Raw genomic sequence first — 16,289 nt, 5'->3', positions numbered from 1 at the left:
GAGTGACCGGATGAAAATCATCATCCTCGGGGCAGGGCAGGTGGGCGGCACGCTGGCTGAACATTTGGCCAGCGAAGCCAATGACATCACCGTGGTCGACACCGACGCCGAGCGCCTGCGTAATCTGGGCGACCGCCTGGACATCCGCACGGTGCAGGGCCGTGCGTCGTTCCCCACCGTGCTGCGTCAAGCCGGCGCCGACGATGCCGACATGCTCGTCGCGGTCACCAACAGCGACGAGACCAACATGGTCGCCTGCCAGGTCGCCCACACGCTGTTCCACACCCCGACCAAGATCGCCCGTGTGCGCGAAGCCGCCTACCTGACCCGCGCCGGCCTGTTCGACAACGATGCCATTCCGGTGGATGTGCTGATCAGTCCGGAACAGGTGGTCACGCACTACATCAAGCGCCTGATCGAAATTCCGGGTGCCTTGCAGGTGATCGACTTCGCCGGGGGCAAGGCGCAGTTGGTTGCGGTAAAGGCCTACTACGGCGGGCCGCTGGTGGGTCAGCAATTGCGTCAATTGCGCGAACACATGCCGAATGTGGAAACCCGCGTCGCCGCGATTTTTCGGCGTGACCGGCCGATCCTGCCCCAGGGCGACACCGTGATCGAAGCTGATGACGAAGTGTTTTTCATCGCGGCCAAGGCGAATATTCGTGCGGTGATGAGCGAAATGCGCCGGCTCGACGAGACCTATAAACGCATCGTCATCGCCGGCGGCGGGCAGATCGGTGAGCGCTTGGCGGAGGCCATCGAAAGCCGCTACCAGGTGAAGATCATCGAGATGAGCCCCACGCGCTGCCGGCATTTGTCCGACACGCTCGACAGCACCGTGGTGTTGCAGGGCAGTGCCTCGGACCGCGACCTGCTGATGGAAGAAAACATTGCCGACGCCGATATCTTCCTGGCGCTGACCAACGACGACGAGGCCAATATCATGTCCTCGCTGCTGGCCAAGCGGCTGGGGGCGAAGAAAGTGATGACCATCATCAACAACCCGGCCTATGTCGACCTGATCCAGGGCGGCGATATCGACATCGCCATCAGTCCGCAATTGGCCACCATTGGCACGTTGCTCGCTCACGTACGCCGTGGCGACATCGTCAGCGTGCACTCCCTGCGCCGTGGCGCGGCGGAGGCTATCGAGGCGATTGCCCATGGCGACTCCAAATCAAGCAAGGTCATCGGCAGGGCCATCCGCGATATCGGCTTGCCGCCGGGCACCACCATTGGCGCAATCATTCGCGATGAAGAAGTGATCATTGCCCACGACGATACGGTGATCGCCACCGGTGACCATGTGATCCTGTTCCTGGTGGACAAGAAACATATCCGCGATGTGGAGAAGCTGTTCCACGTGGGCCTGAGCTTTTTCTGATCTGACGGAGTGGACGACATGCTCGAATCCCTGGAGAAAATGCTCGCCAAGGGTGTGGATAATTCGCTGCTGCGGTTTGGCTTGGGCAAGGGTTATCTGGATCTGAAGGACAACGCCAAGGCGGCGGAGCATTTGCAGCGCTGCGTCGAGTTCGATCCGAAATATTCGGCGGCGTGGAAGTTGCTGGGCAAGGCGCAGCAAGGGCTGGGGGATAGCGTGGCCGCTTGCCAGGCGTGGGAGAAGGGCATCGAAGCGGCCCAGGCCCATGGCGACAAACAGGCCGAAAAAGAAATGACGGTATTCCTGAAGAAACTCGACCGCCAGGCCTGAGCAAAACCCAAATGTGGGAGGGGGCTTGCCCCCGATAGCAGTGTGTCAGCCAATACATGGTTGACTGAACCACCGCTATCGGGGGCAAGCCCCCTCCCACATTGGTTTCTGTGGTGATCTTGAGTCAGTACCACCGCGCCTCACCCGGCGGGCGTTTCTTGAAGCGTTTCATGCTCCACATGTACTGGCTCGGGTAGGCGCCGACATACCGCTCCACCACCTTGCTCATCGCCGCGCAGGACGTGGCGGTGTCAGTGCTGTACATCTCTTCCGGGGCCGCTTCCAGGATCACCTTGTAGCCCGAGCCGTCCGGCAGGCGCAGCGCGTGCAGGAACACGCCCACCGCCTTATGGCCGGCGAGCATGTTCGGCACGAACTTGCTGGTCAGCGCCTGGGTTGCGAAGAACGGTACGAAGATGCCGGCGGATTCAGCCGGCTCGGGGTCGGCAGGGATACCCACCTGGCCGCCTTTGCGCACTTCCTTGATCACGCTCAGGATGCCTTCCTTGGTGGAGGCGGCCACGCGGTTGCCCAGTTGCACGCGTTGCTTGCGCAACAAGTCGTCAACAGCCTTGAGCTTGGGCGGGCGATAGAAAATGATCGGTTTGCACTGGCTGCAATAAAAATGATTCAGCACTTCCCAATTGCCCAGGTGGCTGGTGATGCCCACCACGCCTTTACCCGAGGCCAGGGCATCGTGCAGCACGTGCAGGCCTTCGACTTCGCGCACCAGGTCGATGGAGCGCTGGGCCGGCCAGATCCAGGCGCAGGCGCTTTCGGTCAGGGACTTGCCGATGTCCATCAGGCTGCGGCCTACCAGGCGCTCGCGTTCGGCCGGGTCCATGTCCGGGAAACACTTGGACAGGTTGATCCGTACTGTCTCGCGGGAGCGGTTGGGGGTTTTCCACATGATCCAGCCGATGCCCGTACCGACGGCCTGTACGGCGCGCCAGGGCAGCAGGGCAAACAACCGAAGAGCGCCTACCAGCAAGGCGCCTTTAAACTTTTCCACAGGTCACTCCTGATCGTGTGTGGTACGCAAAGCGCGCATTCTACCCGGCGTTGACCAGGTCCGCGTAACGGTCGCAGTCCTGGGTGTGGTCCATGACCATGCCCGAGGCCTGCATGAACGCGTAGCAGATGGTCGGCCCGACAAAGGTGAAGCCGGCTTTCTTCAAGGCTTTGCTCATAGCTTGGGCTTCGGGTGTAATCGCCGGGACGTCGCTGCGGTCCGTGAAGTGATTGACCTTGGGCTTGCCGCCGACAAACGACCAGAGCAACCCCACAGGGTCTTCCAGCGCCAGCCAGGCCGCGGCGTTGCGGCGTGTGGCGTTGAGCTTCAGGCGATTGCGCACGATGCCCGGGTCCTGCATCAGCGCTTCGATTTCAGCGTCGGTCAGCCTGGCCAGACGCTGCGCATCAAAGCCGAACAGCACCTTCCGGTAATGCTCGCGTTTGCGTAAAACGGTGATCCAGGACAAGCCCGCCTGGAACCCTTCGAGCAAAAGCAACTCGAACAGTCCCTGCGCATCGCGCAGCGGCGTTCCCCACTCTTGATCGTGATAAGCCATGTACAGCGGATCTTCAGAACACCAAAAGCAGCGTGGCATAAGGCTCCAGGGAGTGGTGGCGGGGCCGAATCGGGTATACTCCCGCTCTTTAAATCGCAGCCCAAGTAACAGGTGAATTTCGTGAGCCAGCCTACGCCAGCCGTGCGTACCTTCCAAGACTTGATCCTCGCCCTCCAGCAATACTGGGCCGAGCAAGGTTGTGTGGTACTTCAGCCCTACGATATGGAAGTAGGCGCCGGCACTTTCCACACCGCTACCTTCCTGCGGGCCATCGGCCCGGAAACCTGGAACGCCGCTTATGTGCAGCCCAGTCGTCGCCCGACTGACGGCCGCTACGGCGAAAACCCGAACCGTCTGCAGCACTACTACCAGTTCCAGGTGGTGTTGAAGCCCAACCCGGACAACTTCCAGGAACTGTACCTGGGCTCGCTGAAACATGTCGGCCTGGACCCGCTGGTCCACGACATCCGTTTCGTCGAAGACAACTGGGAATCGCCGACCCTGGGCGCCTGGGGCCTGGGCTGGGAAGTCTGGCTCAATGGCATGGAAGTGACCCAGTTCACCTACTTCCAGCAAGCGGGCGGCATCGAGTGCTACCCGGTGACCGGCGAAATCACCTACGGTCTCGAGCGCCTGGCCATGTACCTGCAGGGCGTGGACTCGGTCTATGACCTGGTGTGGGCTGACGGCCCGTTCGGCAAAGTCACCTACGGCGACGTGTTCCACCAGAACGAAGTGGAGCAGTCCACCTACAACTTCGAACACGCCAACGTCGACAAGCTGTTCGAACTGTTCGACTTCTATGAAAGCGAAGCCAAGCGCCTGATCGAACTCGACCAGCCGCTGCCGTTGCCGAGCTATGAAATGGTGTTGAAGGCTTCCCATACCTTCAACCTGCTGGACGCGCGCCGTGCCATCTCGGTAACCGCGCGCCAGCAATACATCCTGCGTGTGCGCACCCTGGCGCGTTCCGTCGCCCAAGCCTATCTGCTGGCACGCGCCAAGCTGGGCTTCCCGATGGCAACCCCGGATTTGCGTGATGAAGTGTTGGCTAAGCTGGAGGCTGCACAATGAGTGCTCAAGATTTCCTGGTTGAACTGGGCACCGAAGAGCTGCCACCCAAGGCACTCAATACCCTGGCCGATGCATTCCTGGCCGGTATCGAAAAAGGCCTGCACGGCGCCGGCCTGAAGTTTGCGGCGAAAAAAGTCTACGCCGCGCCACGTCGCCTGGCGGTGTTGCTGACCGCGCTGGAAACCCAGCAGCCGGACCGCAACATCAACCTCGACGGCCCGCCGCGCCAGGCCGCATTCGACGCCGAAGGCAATCCGACTCAGGCGGCACTGGGCTTCGCCAAGAAGTGCGGCGTCGAGCTGAGCGAGATTGACCAGAGCGGCCCGAAACTGCGCTTCAGCCAGGTCATCACCGGCAAGCCGACGGCCAGCCTGTTGCCGACCATCGTGGAAGACTCCCTGAACGACCTGCCGATCCCCAAGCGCATGCGCTGGGGTGCGCGCAAGGAAGAATTCGTACGCCCAACCCAATGGCTGGTGATGCTGCTCGGTGACCAGGTCATCGATTGCACCATTCTCGCCCAGAAGGCAGGCCGTGATTCCCGTGGTCACCGCTTCCACCATCCCGAGAGCGTGCGCATCACCGCGCCGGCCAACTACGTCAATGACCTGCGCGCCGCTTACGTGCTGGCCGATGCCAATGAGCGTCGCGAGCTGATCAGCAAGCGCACCGAAGAGCTGGCCCGCCTGCAGGAAGGCACCGCCATCGTGCCGCCAAGCCTGCTCGACGAAGTGACCGCCCTGGTCGAATGGCCGGTGCCGCTGGTGTGCTCGTTCGAAGAACGCTTCCTCGACGTACCGCAGGAAGCGCTGATCACCACCATGCAGGACAACCAGAAATACTTCTGCCTGCTGGACGCGGACGGTAAGTTGCTGCCGCGCTTCATCACCGTGGCCAACATCGAAAGCACGGACCCGCAACAGATCATCGCCGGTAACGAGAAAGTCGTGCGCCCGCGCCTGACCGACGCCGAGTTCTTCTTCAAGCAGGACAAGAAGCAGAAGCTTGAAGACTTCAACCTGCGTCTGCAAAACGTGGTGTTCCAGGAAAAACTCGGCAGCGTCTACGACAAGGCCGTACGCGTTTCCAAGCTGGCGGCCTACATCGCGCCGCGCATTGGTGGCGACACCGCCTGGGCCGCACGCGCCGGTCTGCTGTCCAAGTGCGACCTGGCCACCGAGATGGTCGGCGAGTTCCCCGAGATGCAGGGCGTGGCCGGTTACTACTACGCCCTCAACGACGGCGAACCCAACGATGTGGCGCTGGCGCTGAACGAGCAGTACATGCCCCGTGGTGCCGGTGCCGAGCTGCCGAGCACCCTGACCGGTGCGGCCGTTGCCATCGCCGACAAGCTGGACACGCTGGTAGGCATCTTCGGTATCGGCATGCTGCCCACCGGCAGCAAGGACCCGTATGCGTTGCGCCGTGCAGCCCTGGGCGTGCTGCGTATCCTGATCGACAAGAAGCTGGACCTCGACCTGACCCAGGCCGTGGTGTTTGCCGTCGGCCAGTTCGGTGCCAAGGTCAAGCAAGCGGGCCTGGCCGAGCAAGTGCTGGAGTTCGTGTTCGACCGCCTGCGTGCGCGTTACGAAGACGAAGGCGTGGACGTTTCCGTCTACCTGTCGGTGCGTGCCCTGCAGCCGGGTTCGGCGCTGGACTTCGATCAACGCGTACAGGCCGTACAGGCGTTCCGCAAATTGCCGGAAGCCGATGCCCTGGCCGCCGTGAACAAACGCGTATCGAACCTGCTGAGCAAGGCCGACAACCTGGGCACTGCCGACGTGGACCCAAGCCTGTTTGCCGATGCCAAGGAGTTCTCGCTGAACTCGGCCATCGTCAAGGCCGAGAACGCCGTCAAGCCGCTGATCGCCGAGCGTAACTACGCTGAAGCGCTGGCGCGCCTGGCGTCGTTGCGTGAGCCGGTGGATGCGTTCTTCGAAGCGGTGATGATCAATGCCGACGATGCCGGCGTGCGGAAAAACCGCTACGCCATGCTCGCGCGTCTGCGTGGCCTGTTCATCAATATCGCTGACATTTCCGTACTGGGCTGATCATGTTGAAACTGCTGATTCTCGATCGGGACGGGGTGATCAATTACGACTCCGACGCTTACATCAAGTCGGTGGCGGAATGGATTCCACTGCCTGGTTCGATCGAGGCCATCGCGCAGTTGAGCAAAGCCGGCTGGACCGTGGCCATTGCCACTAACCAGTCCGGCATCGCCCGCGGTTATTACGACATTGCCACCCTGGACGCCATGCACGCGCGATTGCGCAGGCTGGTGGCCGAGCAGGGCGGAGAGGTGGGGGTGGTGGTTTACTGCCCCCACGGGCCGGATGAGGGCTGCGCTTGCCGCAAACCCAAGCCTGGCATGCTGAAAACTATTGCAGAACATTACAAGGTGCCCTTGGCTGGGATATGGTTCGTCGGGGACAGTCTCGGTGACCTGGAGGCGGCCAAAGCCGTCGACTCTCAGCCAGTTTTGGTAAAGACCGGGAAAGGCGAAAAGACCCAGGCGAAAAACCTGCCGGTAGGCACTTTGATTTTTGACGATCTGGCGGCGGTTGCCGCAGAACTTATCAACAACTAGCCGCCCTCGACTTCCTGACCAGGGATTGTTCGGGAGTGCGCTTTTAACAGGCGGGCCGTGTCCCGCAACGGTAAATGCCGCCATGTCGATCTTGCAGGCCATCAGAACCTTTTTCTTTTACCTGCTGCTGGGCACCAGTTCGTTTCTCTGGTGCACCCTGAGCTTTTTTATTGCACCTTTCCTGCCGTTCAAGGCGCGCTATCGCTTTATCAATGTGTATTGGTGCCGCTGTGCGCTGTGGCTGTCCAAGGTGTTCCTGGGCATCCGCTTCGAGATCAAGGGCGCGGAAAACGTCCCGGAGCAGCCCTGCGTGATTCTGTCGAACCATCAGAGCACCTGGGAAACATTCTTCCTCTCGGCGTACTTCTCGCCGCTGAGCCAGGTGCTCAAGCGTGAGCTGCTGTACGTGCCGTTCTTTGGCTGGGCCATGGCGATGCTGCGTCCGATTGCGATCGACCGTGACAATCCCAAGGCGGCGCTCAAGCACGTCGCCAAGAAGGGCGACGAGCTGCTCAAGGATGGCGTTTGGGTGCTGATCTTTCCCGAAGGCACGCGTGTGCCTTATGGCACCGTTGGCAAATTCTCGCGCGGCGGCACTGCATTGGCGGTCAATGCCAACCTGCCGGTGCTGCCGATTGCCCATAACGCCGGCAAGTTCTGGCCCAAGACCGGCTGGGCCAAACGCGCAGGCACCATTACCGTGGTGATCGGCGAACCCATGTACGCAGAAGGCGAAGGCCCACGCGCGATTGCTGCGTTGAATGACCGCGCCGCGGCATGGAATGAAGCGCAGCAACGGGCCATGGGCTCATTGCCGCCGGAGCCGGTGGTGGTGGAGACACCCGCTGTTTGAACTTCTGTGGATAACCTGTGTACGGTTTGTTGGCAAATTGGAGTTTTTTGATCATAACTGGCTGATCTGGCTACATATTTCTGAAACTTATAAAATCACCAAAAACGTGCATAAGTTTTTTCCTCATTAAAAAACCGGTCCTGGTGACCGGTTTTTTAATGCACACGCAGGAGGTCGCTTTTCAGTCGTCCAACAGTGGCAGTCGCAGGATGAACGTCGAGCCCGTGCCCAACTCGCTTTCGCAGGTCACACGCCCACCGTGGCGTTCCACCACGGCCTTTACCATCGTCAGGCCCAACCCCAAGCCCTCACTGCCCTGGGCCGAGTCGAAGCGCCGATATTGATTGAACAGTTCCGGCAGATCCTGCGGGGCAATGCCTGGCCCCTGGTCGCTGATGCGGCATTCCAGCCAGCCCTGCGCGCTGCCATGGCTTAACCTGACACGGGTGTTGGCGGGAGAATATTTGATCGCATTTTCCAGCACATTGAATAACGCTCGGGTGAGCAGCGATTGATCGGCGTTCACCATGCCTTCATCCGCTTCATCCAGATCGTGAACCAGGTGGATGCCCTTGAGCTGGGCGATAACCGCGACTTGATCGAAAGCGTCCATCACCAGCATGGCAAACAGGGTAGGTTGGAAGTGGTAACCATCAGCCTCCGCTTTCGCCAGTTGCACAAAGGACTCGGTGAGGCTCAACGCGCGGCGGACCTGTTGTTCGATCTGGCCGAACACGGGCGATTCGCTCTCATGCAAATCCAACAGGGCGAGGATTGCCGAATGCGGCGCACGCAGGTCATGGGAGAGGAAGCGCAGCATGGTTTCGCGATGCTGTTGGGCTTCGCGTTCCTTGCTTAAATCCGTGAGGCTCAGCAGCCAACCCAGGGCCGTGTCACCTTCGGCCGGCAGCAAAGGCGCAAGCTCCATGCGCAGACTGCGTTGGTGGATATCACGGAACTCCACGAGCACCAGCTCAGAGAGGGCAACGCGCACGCCATTGTGCAACGGCGGATAACCCAGGTCGGCCAACTGCTCCAGCAGGTTCTCGGCGACAAGGTCATTGCCGAATACCTCGCGGGCAACGCGGTTGGCCAGCAAGATATTGCCCTTGGGGTCGGTAATCAATGTGGCCACCGGTAAGCATTCGAGACCATCGGCCATGAACCGCCGGGTATCCCGTGTGCGGCTTACGGCTTGCTCCAGGGCAAAGATACGCGCCTGCAATACATCACCCTGGCTGGCGGGCGCACGGCGGCGCTCAGGCAGCACTTTGGGTTCGTTATCCAGGCGCGCCAGTTCCCAGCCGAAGTAAGCGATGATCACGCTGAGGCGGCGCCAATTCCAGATCAAGTAGCTGAGCAGCAACCCGATCAGGCTGGCCGCAGGCGACCACCAATGGCCGAGACGCAACAGGGCCCAGGCGCCGAGCACCGCTGCGGCCATGCAGCCCAAGGTCATCCACAACGCATAACGCGGACGGTAGAGCAGCAAACCCAGCAACAACGCCACCAGTGAGGTCGCCATCAGCGCCGCCAGCCAGCCGGGCAGATCGACAGTACTGTGCCCCTGCAACAGACTATCGAGCACATTCGTCTGAATCTCCACCCCCTCTGTAGTACCGGGCATGGAAGACAGCGGCGTGACAAACCGGTCGCCCATCCCGGACGCCGTCGCCCCCACCAGGATCAGGCGATTGCGCAGTTGCTCGGCAGGCACTTCACCGCGTAACACGCTGGCGTAGGACACATGCGGTAAATCGGTCTGGGCCGCGCGCACGACTTCGGCCAGGCGCTTGTCATTCGCGGGAGCGGCGGGGTCACTGAAGATTGCATCGAACAGAATACCTGCTGGTTGCGCCGCACTCAGGCGTCCGATCAGATCGGCGTGCACGTTAGGCGGCCAGGGCCATGGCCCCAGCTGTTTCAGGCTGTCCTCATCGATGGTCACCAGCAGGATGCGTGAGTCCACGGGCAGTGGAGTGAGGCGGCGCAGGCTGTCGTATAACGGGCTATTCAAGGCCAGGCCCGGGCTAAGCGACAGGTAAGCGGTGATGGGCAACAACAGCAAACCGATCCACAACCACTCACGCACGAGACGATGAAACAAGCGCTGGGCCTGGGTAGGTTGACGTTTATCGGCCGTGCTCCAGAGCGTCATCGGTCAATGTGCCTGGGTGGTTGGTGGGTGATATGAACTGTCATGGGTCGCGGTTCCTCCCTGCTGGCTATTGTCGTCGTGGGCCGACCAGCGCACTTCAGAGAACGAAGCTTTGAGCCCAGTGAAGCTCATTTTTCGGCACGCAGGAAAAATTTTTCTGTCTGATGTTCATTCCAAAGAGCCACTGAGATCAGCACACAGCCGTTTACGTCAGCGCATGCGTCGGCTGATCCTTTTCCTAACCGTCGGGAGCCGGTATCTTTCCCCTGTCGGTACGGAGGACTTTAAAGTGTAAAACCGCTCATTAGCCCCATCGTACCGATAGATCCAGGGGGTCGACGAATCCGAGCACAATTCTTCAGATTCAAGACTGGCATCTGCGCAGTACGTGCCGACGACTGCCGTACTCTTCAAGAAGAAAGGACCCACCCATGCGTGTCGCAATACTGGATGACGAACCCGCAGAACTGCGCCGGGTAGAACAGACACTGCGACAGATCCCCAGTAACGTCGAACAGCCTTGGACCCTGCATTGCTTTGAGCGCGGCGAAGACCTGCTACGCCAACTGCGCCGGGAAACCTTCGACCTGTTGATACTCGACTGGCAACTGCCGGACATCACCGGGATCGCGCTTCTTCGCTGGACGCGTGAACACATGGAATCGCCGCCCGCCGTTATCATGCTGACCAGCCGGGATGCCGAGAGCGATATCGTCACGGCGCTGAACAGTGGGGCCGATGATTACGTCAGCAAGCCCTTTCGCCCTAATGAGCTGAAAGCTCGCGTGACGGCGGTACTAAGGCGCCATGGACTAAAGAAGTCGGCGACCCAGGAAGTGCAGAGCTTCAACGACCTGACCTTTGACGACGCTGAACTGACTGTGACCCGCTCGGGCAAGCCTATCAATCTCACTGAACGTGAATACCGTTTGGCCAGTTGCTTGTTCGCCAATTTGGCGCGGCCGCTGTCGCGCGAATACCTGTATGAACGGTTTTGGACTCACGAAGAAATGGTCTCCTCGCGCCCGCTGGATACGCATATCTATCGGCTGCGCAATAAGCTGGGGCTGACTGCGGACAGGGGGTGGCAGTTATTGACGATTTATGGGTATGGGTATCGGTTGGAGAGTGTATCGGCAGTGACTCCGGACTGAAAAAGTTGATGTTCCACGTGGAACGCTCATATCCGTTGCAGAACGTAGCTGTTCTCGAAGCCGTGCACACTGCCCAGCACATTGAAACCTTCAAAGAAACCTGTGGCTCTGAGCAGGTCGACCGTCGGACCCACCTCTGGCGAGTGCTGAAAATCGCGGTAGTCGTCTAATACGATGAAGCCGCCCGAGACTACGCTTGGCGAATACAGCAGGAAATCCAGCACCACGTTGCGCCGCGTGTGGCCACCATCGATATGCAACAGCGCAACGGAGGGCTCGAGGTTATAGAAACGTTCGGCACTCAGTTCCGAAAAGCCACGGACCACCTGTGCATCAGGCAGCATCAGGTCCTTGTAATAACTAAACTCTTCGAACTGGTTTGGCAATTCGAACGGGTCAATACCAATGACGCGACGCTCGTGGTTGCATACCTCATTCATCAGCATCAACGATTTGCCCTTCCACACGCCGATTTCCACCAAATCACCCGGTAGCTCGGCAATCAGAAACGTAAGGTAGCCCAATAAACGCACTTGATCATGGAACGACAACTCGCGACGCTCCATTGCGAGCTCAGGCGGCAAGCTGGCCTGCGCCTGCTCGAAATGCTGGCCGATAAACTCCCAGATCTGCGTGATGTTGTCAGTCAACTCCGGGCCACTGGTAAATTCGTTGAGCGCTTGAATAGTTATCATGGTTCTCTCCGCTTACTTCTAATGATTACGAGGGAAGCTCTGAAAAAGACTTCCAGAATTGATAAGACATTGAAATAACAAGCGGAGCAGTCAATCCCTGAACCAGGCATTTCGCCAGGCAACCAGGTGTTCATCCCGGAGCATCCATTTATCGACGACAGCGCTGCGTAGAGCCTCTCCGGCAGCGGCGCTGGCGCTTGGGTCAGCAAGATGCTCGCGGATAGCGGCAATCCATTCTTTTGACTTGTTCCGCACCCGAGTCACTGGCAAATCACCACGATAACAAAGGATGTCCGAGCAGATCACAGGGAAGCCGCAGGCGCCGTATTCCAGCAGCCGTAAGTTGCTTTTACAGGCGTTGAAGAAATTGTCTTCCAAAGGCGCCAACGCCAGGTCCAGATTCAAGTTGGCCAGCTGTGCAGGATATCTCTCGATATTTACGCCGTTATGGAACTCATGGACATACGGACGAAGTTCAGGTGGGCACATGCCCATAAATACCCATTCCACTTCGCCAGCCAGTTCACGAACGACATCGGCGATCACGAGCAAGTCGCCACCGTGGCTCGACCCGCCCGCCCAACCGACCCGAGGTTTGCGGCCTTGTTGGCGATGGCTCGTCAGCCCGCTCCACCAGTGAATTGGCAGGCGGTTCTCCACCACACGAATGTCAGCGTTAAAACCCTTTAACGCATCGGCCAGTGGCCGGGTCGACACCACCAGCCGGTCGCACATACCCACAGCTTTTTTCAGGCGCTTGGCGATATCTTTGGGAAACAGTTCTCGGCTTGGGTTGCTGCTGGGCAATTTAAGAATGTAGTCATCCAGCTCAAAAACCTTGAATGCCTTAGAGAAGGCCTGGGTGTTCTGCATGATTTCCAGCTGAGGCGTACTGCATTGCCGCTGGAAAATGATCGTGTCTGGCGCCAGGCGATGCAGCTCCACGGGGCGAAGCAGCCAATTGCTTACAGTGCCACCTATCAGGCCTGCGGCTTCAAGGGCCGCGAAGGGCTGGCGAACACGATAATGTCCAATGCCGAAAGGGTCGGAGGGACAGCACAGCGCGTAAGGCAAAGAGCGACCGGCCAGCGGTTGCCAAGCGACCTCGCTACGGCATTCGTAGCCAAAGCCGCCACGTTCCAAGGTCAGGTTTGGGTTGTAGGCGGGGTCGCCAGCGAGCTGAGGCAGCCACTTCTCGTACATCACCGACTGCTCGCGCTTGAAACGCTCTTGCTTGACGTTCAACTTCGCCTTGTCGACCTTATTCTGGCTGACGTTAGCTTCGTGCATGAGAAGCGCATAAGGCGTCCAGACGATCAGTTGCCCGGCCTGGCCGACTTTCAGGCACAGATCGACGTCATTATAAGAAACCCCCAGGCTGGTTTCGTCCATGCCACCGACCTGGCGGTACAACTCGGTGCGGATCATCAGGCAGGCGGCCGTCACGGCGCTGTAATTCTGGTCAACCTGGAGACGGTGCAGGTAACCATTGGACTGCATCGGGGCACCGACGAATGCGTGGTCTGCCAAGCCACGCAAGCCGAGCACCACACCTGCATGCTGAATGGTTCCGTCGGGAAAGAGCAATTTGGCGCCGACTATCCCAACTTCCGGCCGCTGGGCGTGATGGAGCAGCGAACCAAGCCAGTCCCCATCAATGACGGCGGTGTCATTGTTGAGCAACACAAGATAATCACCACGGGCGTGGCTGACGGCAAAATTATTGATCGCCGAATAGTTGAACGCGTGGGGGTAACGCAGGATGCGCACCTTTTCGCTGTTCAGGCGCTCCATACCCGCGAACCAATTCTGTGCTTCAACCGTTTCACTGTTGTTGTCGACGATGATGAGTTCGAAGTTCGTGTAGCGGGTTTTTTCCATGACGCTTTCGACGCAGCGCATCAGCATCGGCAGTTGGTCTTTAGTAGGAATCACTATAGACACCAGCGGCTGTGAGGTGTGCTGGTAGATCACCCGGTTGACCATCGGCAAAGGTCCTGGGCGCAACTCATGAGCCACGCCCAGACGTTGCAGGTGCGCCTCGACGATAGCAGCGCTGTACTTGACGACCTGGGGTTCGACCAGCCACTGGCCGAAGTTGATTGCATGATGTACCAGCACTTCACTGAGGTGTCCGACAGTGCCCAGTCCATTAATTTCAATCAACCGATACAGCAGATCGTGGGGTGCCAGTTCGGCAAAAGCGAGATCGAAGCCATTAGCATCCAGCGCGGCCGTTCGGTTGAAGGCCAACGCTCGGCCGACATACGGATAACTGCGCAACAGGTCCAGGTTCAGGTCCGGCTTGAATATCGGGTCTTGGCAACCCTCTGGGGTAAGCGTGTCTTCATCGCTGTAGCACACGCTGATACCCGGGTTCAGGGCTATACCCTCGGCGAGTAGCAGCAGTGCGTGGGGGTCGATTTGGTCTCCACCCCGAAGCAAATAGCACCAGTCGACATCGATCCCTTGCAGCAGCTCATTCAGCTGGCTTGGCCAGCACTCAGCGAGCGGCAGCCAGACCAAATTGTCGGCTGCCGCTACCCCGACAGGCTCGGCGTTAGAAAGCACCGCGATGGCTGCCGCGCCGTAAAGCTGGCGATCAATGCTTTCCAGGCTGGAACGTAACTGCGCAATGTCACCTGTGGTATCAGTCAACACCACCAGAATGTTTGGGTGCTGCTGCCAATTCGCAAGCCGTGCGGGCAAACCTTCGAACTCAGCGGCGGATAGTTGCCGGGTATCCAGCCAGCGACGATACAGATTGATATCGCGTTGCTCTTTACCCACATTCGCCAACACGCCAAAAAAACGTTCCAAAGCGTGGGCCATGGTGCCGTCCAACTGACCGCATTCAGTTTCAAAATCTTCGTCGGTCAAATGCATCTGTTCTAAGTGAGCCAACACCTCTCTACGCACAAAGAACATGGTACCGGCAAAAAAATCTGCCTGGCCTATTCGCTGTGGATCAATGCCAGCACGCTTAGCGAGAGTAAGGAGGTGAGAGTAGTTGGCCTCACTAAGGTTTTTGGCCACCGCCTGTCGGTAAGGCTCAGTGCCGAGTAGCGGATGATGCATTGGGTCGGCAAGGTACTCTACTGATTCCCTGAAGCGCACAGGGTTTAGCAGATCATTGAAAAGGTCTTGGGCCCAAGCGCTTTCCATGTGCAGCGAACGCTTGGTGTGGAGTTTGACCACCGTCTGGATGTTGTCTGCACGTAAAAACGGCAGCACTCGCAGGAACGGCAAAATATCCCTTCCGTGATTGGGTACCCGATACAACGAATAGCTCAGCCCGCTCGCTGCCAGCAGGTCGCCCACCTCTTTATCATTACCTCCCACGCAGGTGACGTAGAGGTGCAGGTGTTCATTCAATTGCGTCAACCGGCGCAGGATTTCCTGCAGCTCACCCGGGTAATACGCATGGATGACGACTCCGATTGGCGGCTCACCGTCTTCAAGCCAAGGTTGGCCCAAGAACAGGACTTCGCACTGCTCGGCGAAGGGGATAATGCTGCCGGCGGTATAGAGGTTCAGGCTGTCAGGCGCCAGGTAAGCCTCTCGCAACCGAAACAGTTGAAAGGCCTGGCCGGCTGACAAGGGCGCTCGGCGCACTTGCCTTAACGGCTGTGGGTTATACAGCCCCAGAGCACGTATCTGCTTGACGAACCTTGCACGACCCTCGTTGAATAAGTCTTGCATGTCTGGCTGTTTCTGGCGCTGTTCGACGTGATGGCGAAAGAGCGACAGAGGCTCACTTAGAAACGCCAAGTGGCCGTGTTGCAGCAAGTTCACATACAACGCCAGGTCGTTGATCGCATCAACGAGCACGCCTCCAAGGGCGCAAATATTCGGGACTTTGTCTATCACCTGAACCCGGCGAAACATGACGGTGGTGGGTTCGCCAATGAAGTTAACGGGCCAGTCGCAGAGCAGTGAAGTCAGGTCGGCGCCATGAAGGCAGAAATCCTCGTCAAATACTTTAGACGTCTCGAGGATATCCGGCAGCGTCTCGCCCTGGGCATCTATCAAACGGCGCCGCGAGGTGACCAGCGATATGTCGGCGCGGGCATCCAGCACAGCGGCCATGCGCGTTACACAATCTGTCAGTAATACGTCATCGTCGTTGAGAAACTTGATGTACTCACCCCTGGCTTCTTCCAGGCCGCGGGTGAGATTGAGCAGACCGCCCAATTGCTGTTCGTTTTTCAGGTAACGAACCGGCACCGTGGTTTGTGCGGCAAGACGTTCAGTGATCAAACGAATACCATCGCCGCGACAGTCGTCGGTGACCACGATTTCGATATTGGCGTAGCACTGGTTGATCGCACTGTTCAGCGCTACTTCGAAGAAGCGCGGGTTGTGAGCCGGTATCGCAATGCTGACAAGCGGCAAGCGTTCAGCCAAGAGGGGATTTGTCATGCTCACACCAATTTGCACAAGGGATGAAGGTAGGACTCGCTTAAGCCGCTTTCACTGC

12 protein-coding genes are annotated in these 16,289 nt (G+C 58.9%); 7 read left to right on the top strand and 5 right to left on the bottom strand.

What is annotated here, in order from left to right:
- Positions 1–10: 10 nt before the first annotated feature.
- Both trkA and J1G34_RS07785 read left to right on the top strand, forming a co-directional pair.
- Entirely contained in the window at positions 11–1,384 is a 1,374-nt protein-coding gene (gene trkA, locus J1G34_RS07790; RefSeq protein WP_065886722.1) for a Trk system potassium transporter TrkA, read from the top strand.
- Between the two features lie 18 nt (positions 1,385–1,402).
- The gene (locus J1G34_RS07785; RefSeq protein ID WP_222993735.1) at positions 1,403–1,714 is read left to right on the top strand and encodes a tetratricopeptide repeat protein; all 312 of its coding nucleotides are present in this window, start codon (positions 1,403–1,405) and stop codon (positions 1,712–1,714) included.
- Between the two features lie 124 nt (positions 1,715–1,838).
- Here J1G34_RS07785 and J1G34_RS07780 read toward each other — a convergent pair whose 3' ends face one another.
- Positions 1,839–2,726 carry a lysophospholipid acyltransferase gene (locus J1G34_RS07780; RefSeq protein ID WP_065886720.1) on the bottom strand — a complete coding sequence of 296 codons (888 nt, stop codon included), beginning with the start codon at positions 2,724–2,726 and terminating at the stop codon, positions 1,839–1,841.
- Between the two features lie 40 nt (positions 2,727–2,766).
- Positions 2,767–3,324 carry a DNA-3-methyladenine glycosylase I gene (locus J1G34_RS07775; RefSeq protein ID WP_065936502.1) on the bottom strand — a complete coding sequence of 186 codons (558 nt, stop codon included), beginning with the start codon at positions 3,322–3,324 and terminating at the stop codon, positions 2,767–2,769.
- Between the two features lie 81 nt (positions 3,325–3,405).
- Here J1G34_RS07775 and glyQ point away from each other — a divergent pair, with 81 nt between their 5' ends.
- From glyQ to J1G34_RS07755, 4 genes are all read left to right on the top strand, one after another.
- A complete protein-coding gene (gene glyQ / locus J1G34_RS07770; RefSeq protein WP_003187265.1) occupies positions 3,406–4,359 on the top strand; it encodes a glycine--tRNA ligase subunit alpha in 954 nt (317 codons plus the stop codon).
- Positions 4,356–6,410, top strand: a complete 2,055-nt coding sequence (gene glyS, locus J1G34_RS07765) for a glycine--tRNA ligase subunit beta (protein ID WP_130138103.1) — start codon at positions 4,356–4,358, stop codon at positions 6,408–6,410. Before glyQ ends, glyS begins: the two co-directional genes overlap by 4 nt.
- Complete coding sequence (gene gmhB, locus J1G34_RS07760; RefSeq protein ID WP_222993775.1) at positions 6,410–6,949, top strand: D-glycero-beta-D-manno-heptose 1,7-bisphosphate 7-phosphatase; 540 nt, start codon at positions 6,410–6,412, stop codon at positions 6,947–6,949. Before glyS ends, gmhB begins: the two co-directional genes overlap by 1 nt.
- Positions 6,950–7,031: 82 nt before the next feature.
- Complete coding sequence (locus J1G34_RS07755) at positions 7,032–7,802, top strand: lysophospholipid acyltransferase family protein (protein WP_065886717.1); 771 nt, start codon at positions 7,032–7,034, stop codon at positions 7,800–7,802.
- A gap of 181 nt (positions 7,803–7,983) precedes the next feature.
- On the opposite strand, the gene J1G34_RS07750 is transcribed toward J1G34_RS07755, so the two are convergent.
- Positions 7,984–9,960 carry a CHASE2 domain-containing protein gene (locus tag J1G34_RS07750; RefSeq protein ID WP_222993733.1) on the bottom strand — a complete coding sequence of 659 codons (1,977 nt, stop codon included), beginning with the start codon at positions 9,958–9,960 and terminating at the stop codon, positions 7,984–7,986.
- A gap of 431 nt (positions 9,961–10,391) precedes the next feature.
- Between J1G34_RS07750 and J1G34_RS07745 the strand changes: the two genes are divergently transcribed.
- Complete coding sequence (locus J1G34_RS07745) at positions 10,392–11,114, top strand: response regulator transcription factor (protein WP_065886715.1); 723 nt, start codon at positions 10,392–10,394, stop codon at positions 11,112–11,114.
- 26 nt (positions 11,115–11,140) lie between these two features.
- Here J1G34_RS07745 and J1G34_RS07740 read toward each other — a convergent pair whose 3' ends face one another.
- A complete protein-coding gene (locus J1G34_RS07740; protein ID WP_065886714.1) occupies positions 11,141–11,809 on the bottom strand; it encodes a class I SAM-dependent methyltransferase in 669 nt (222 codons plus the stop codon).
- A gap of 90 nt (positions 11,810–11,899) precedes the next feature.
- Positions 11,900–16,231: a glycosyltransferase gene (locus J1G34_RS07735; RefSeq protein WP_222993731.1), complete on the bottom strand. Its 4,332-nt coding sequence runs from the start codon at positions 16,229–16,231 to the stop codon at positions 11,900–11,902.
- Positions 16,232–16,289 lie beyond the last annotated feature (58 nt).

The organism is Pseudomonas sp. Wu6 (assembly GCF_019891515.1).
Taxonomy (GTDB): Bacteria; Pseudomonadota; Gammaproteobacteria; order Pseudomonadales; family Pseudomonadaceae; genus Aquipseudomonas; species Aquipseudomonas orientalis_A.
Note: the sequence above shows the minus strand (reverse complement) of the source record. Positions and strands in the feature narration are given on the sequence as shown.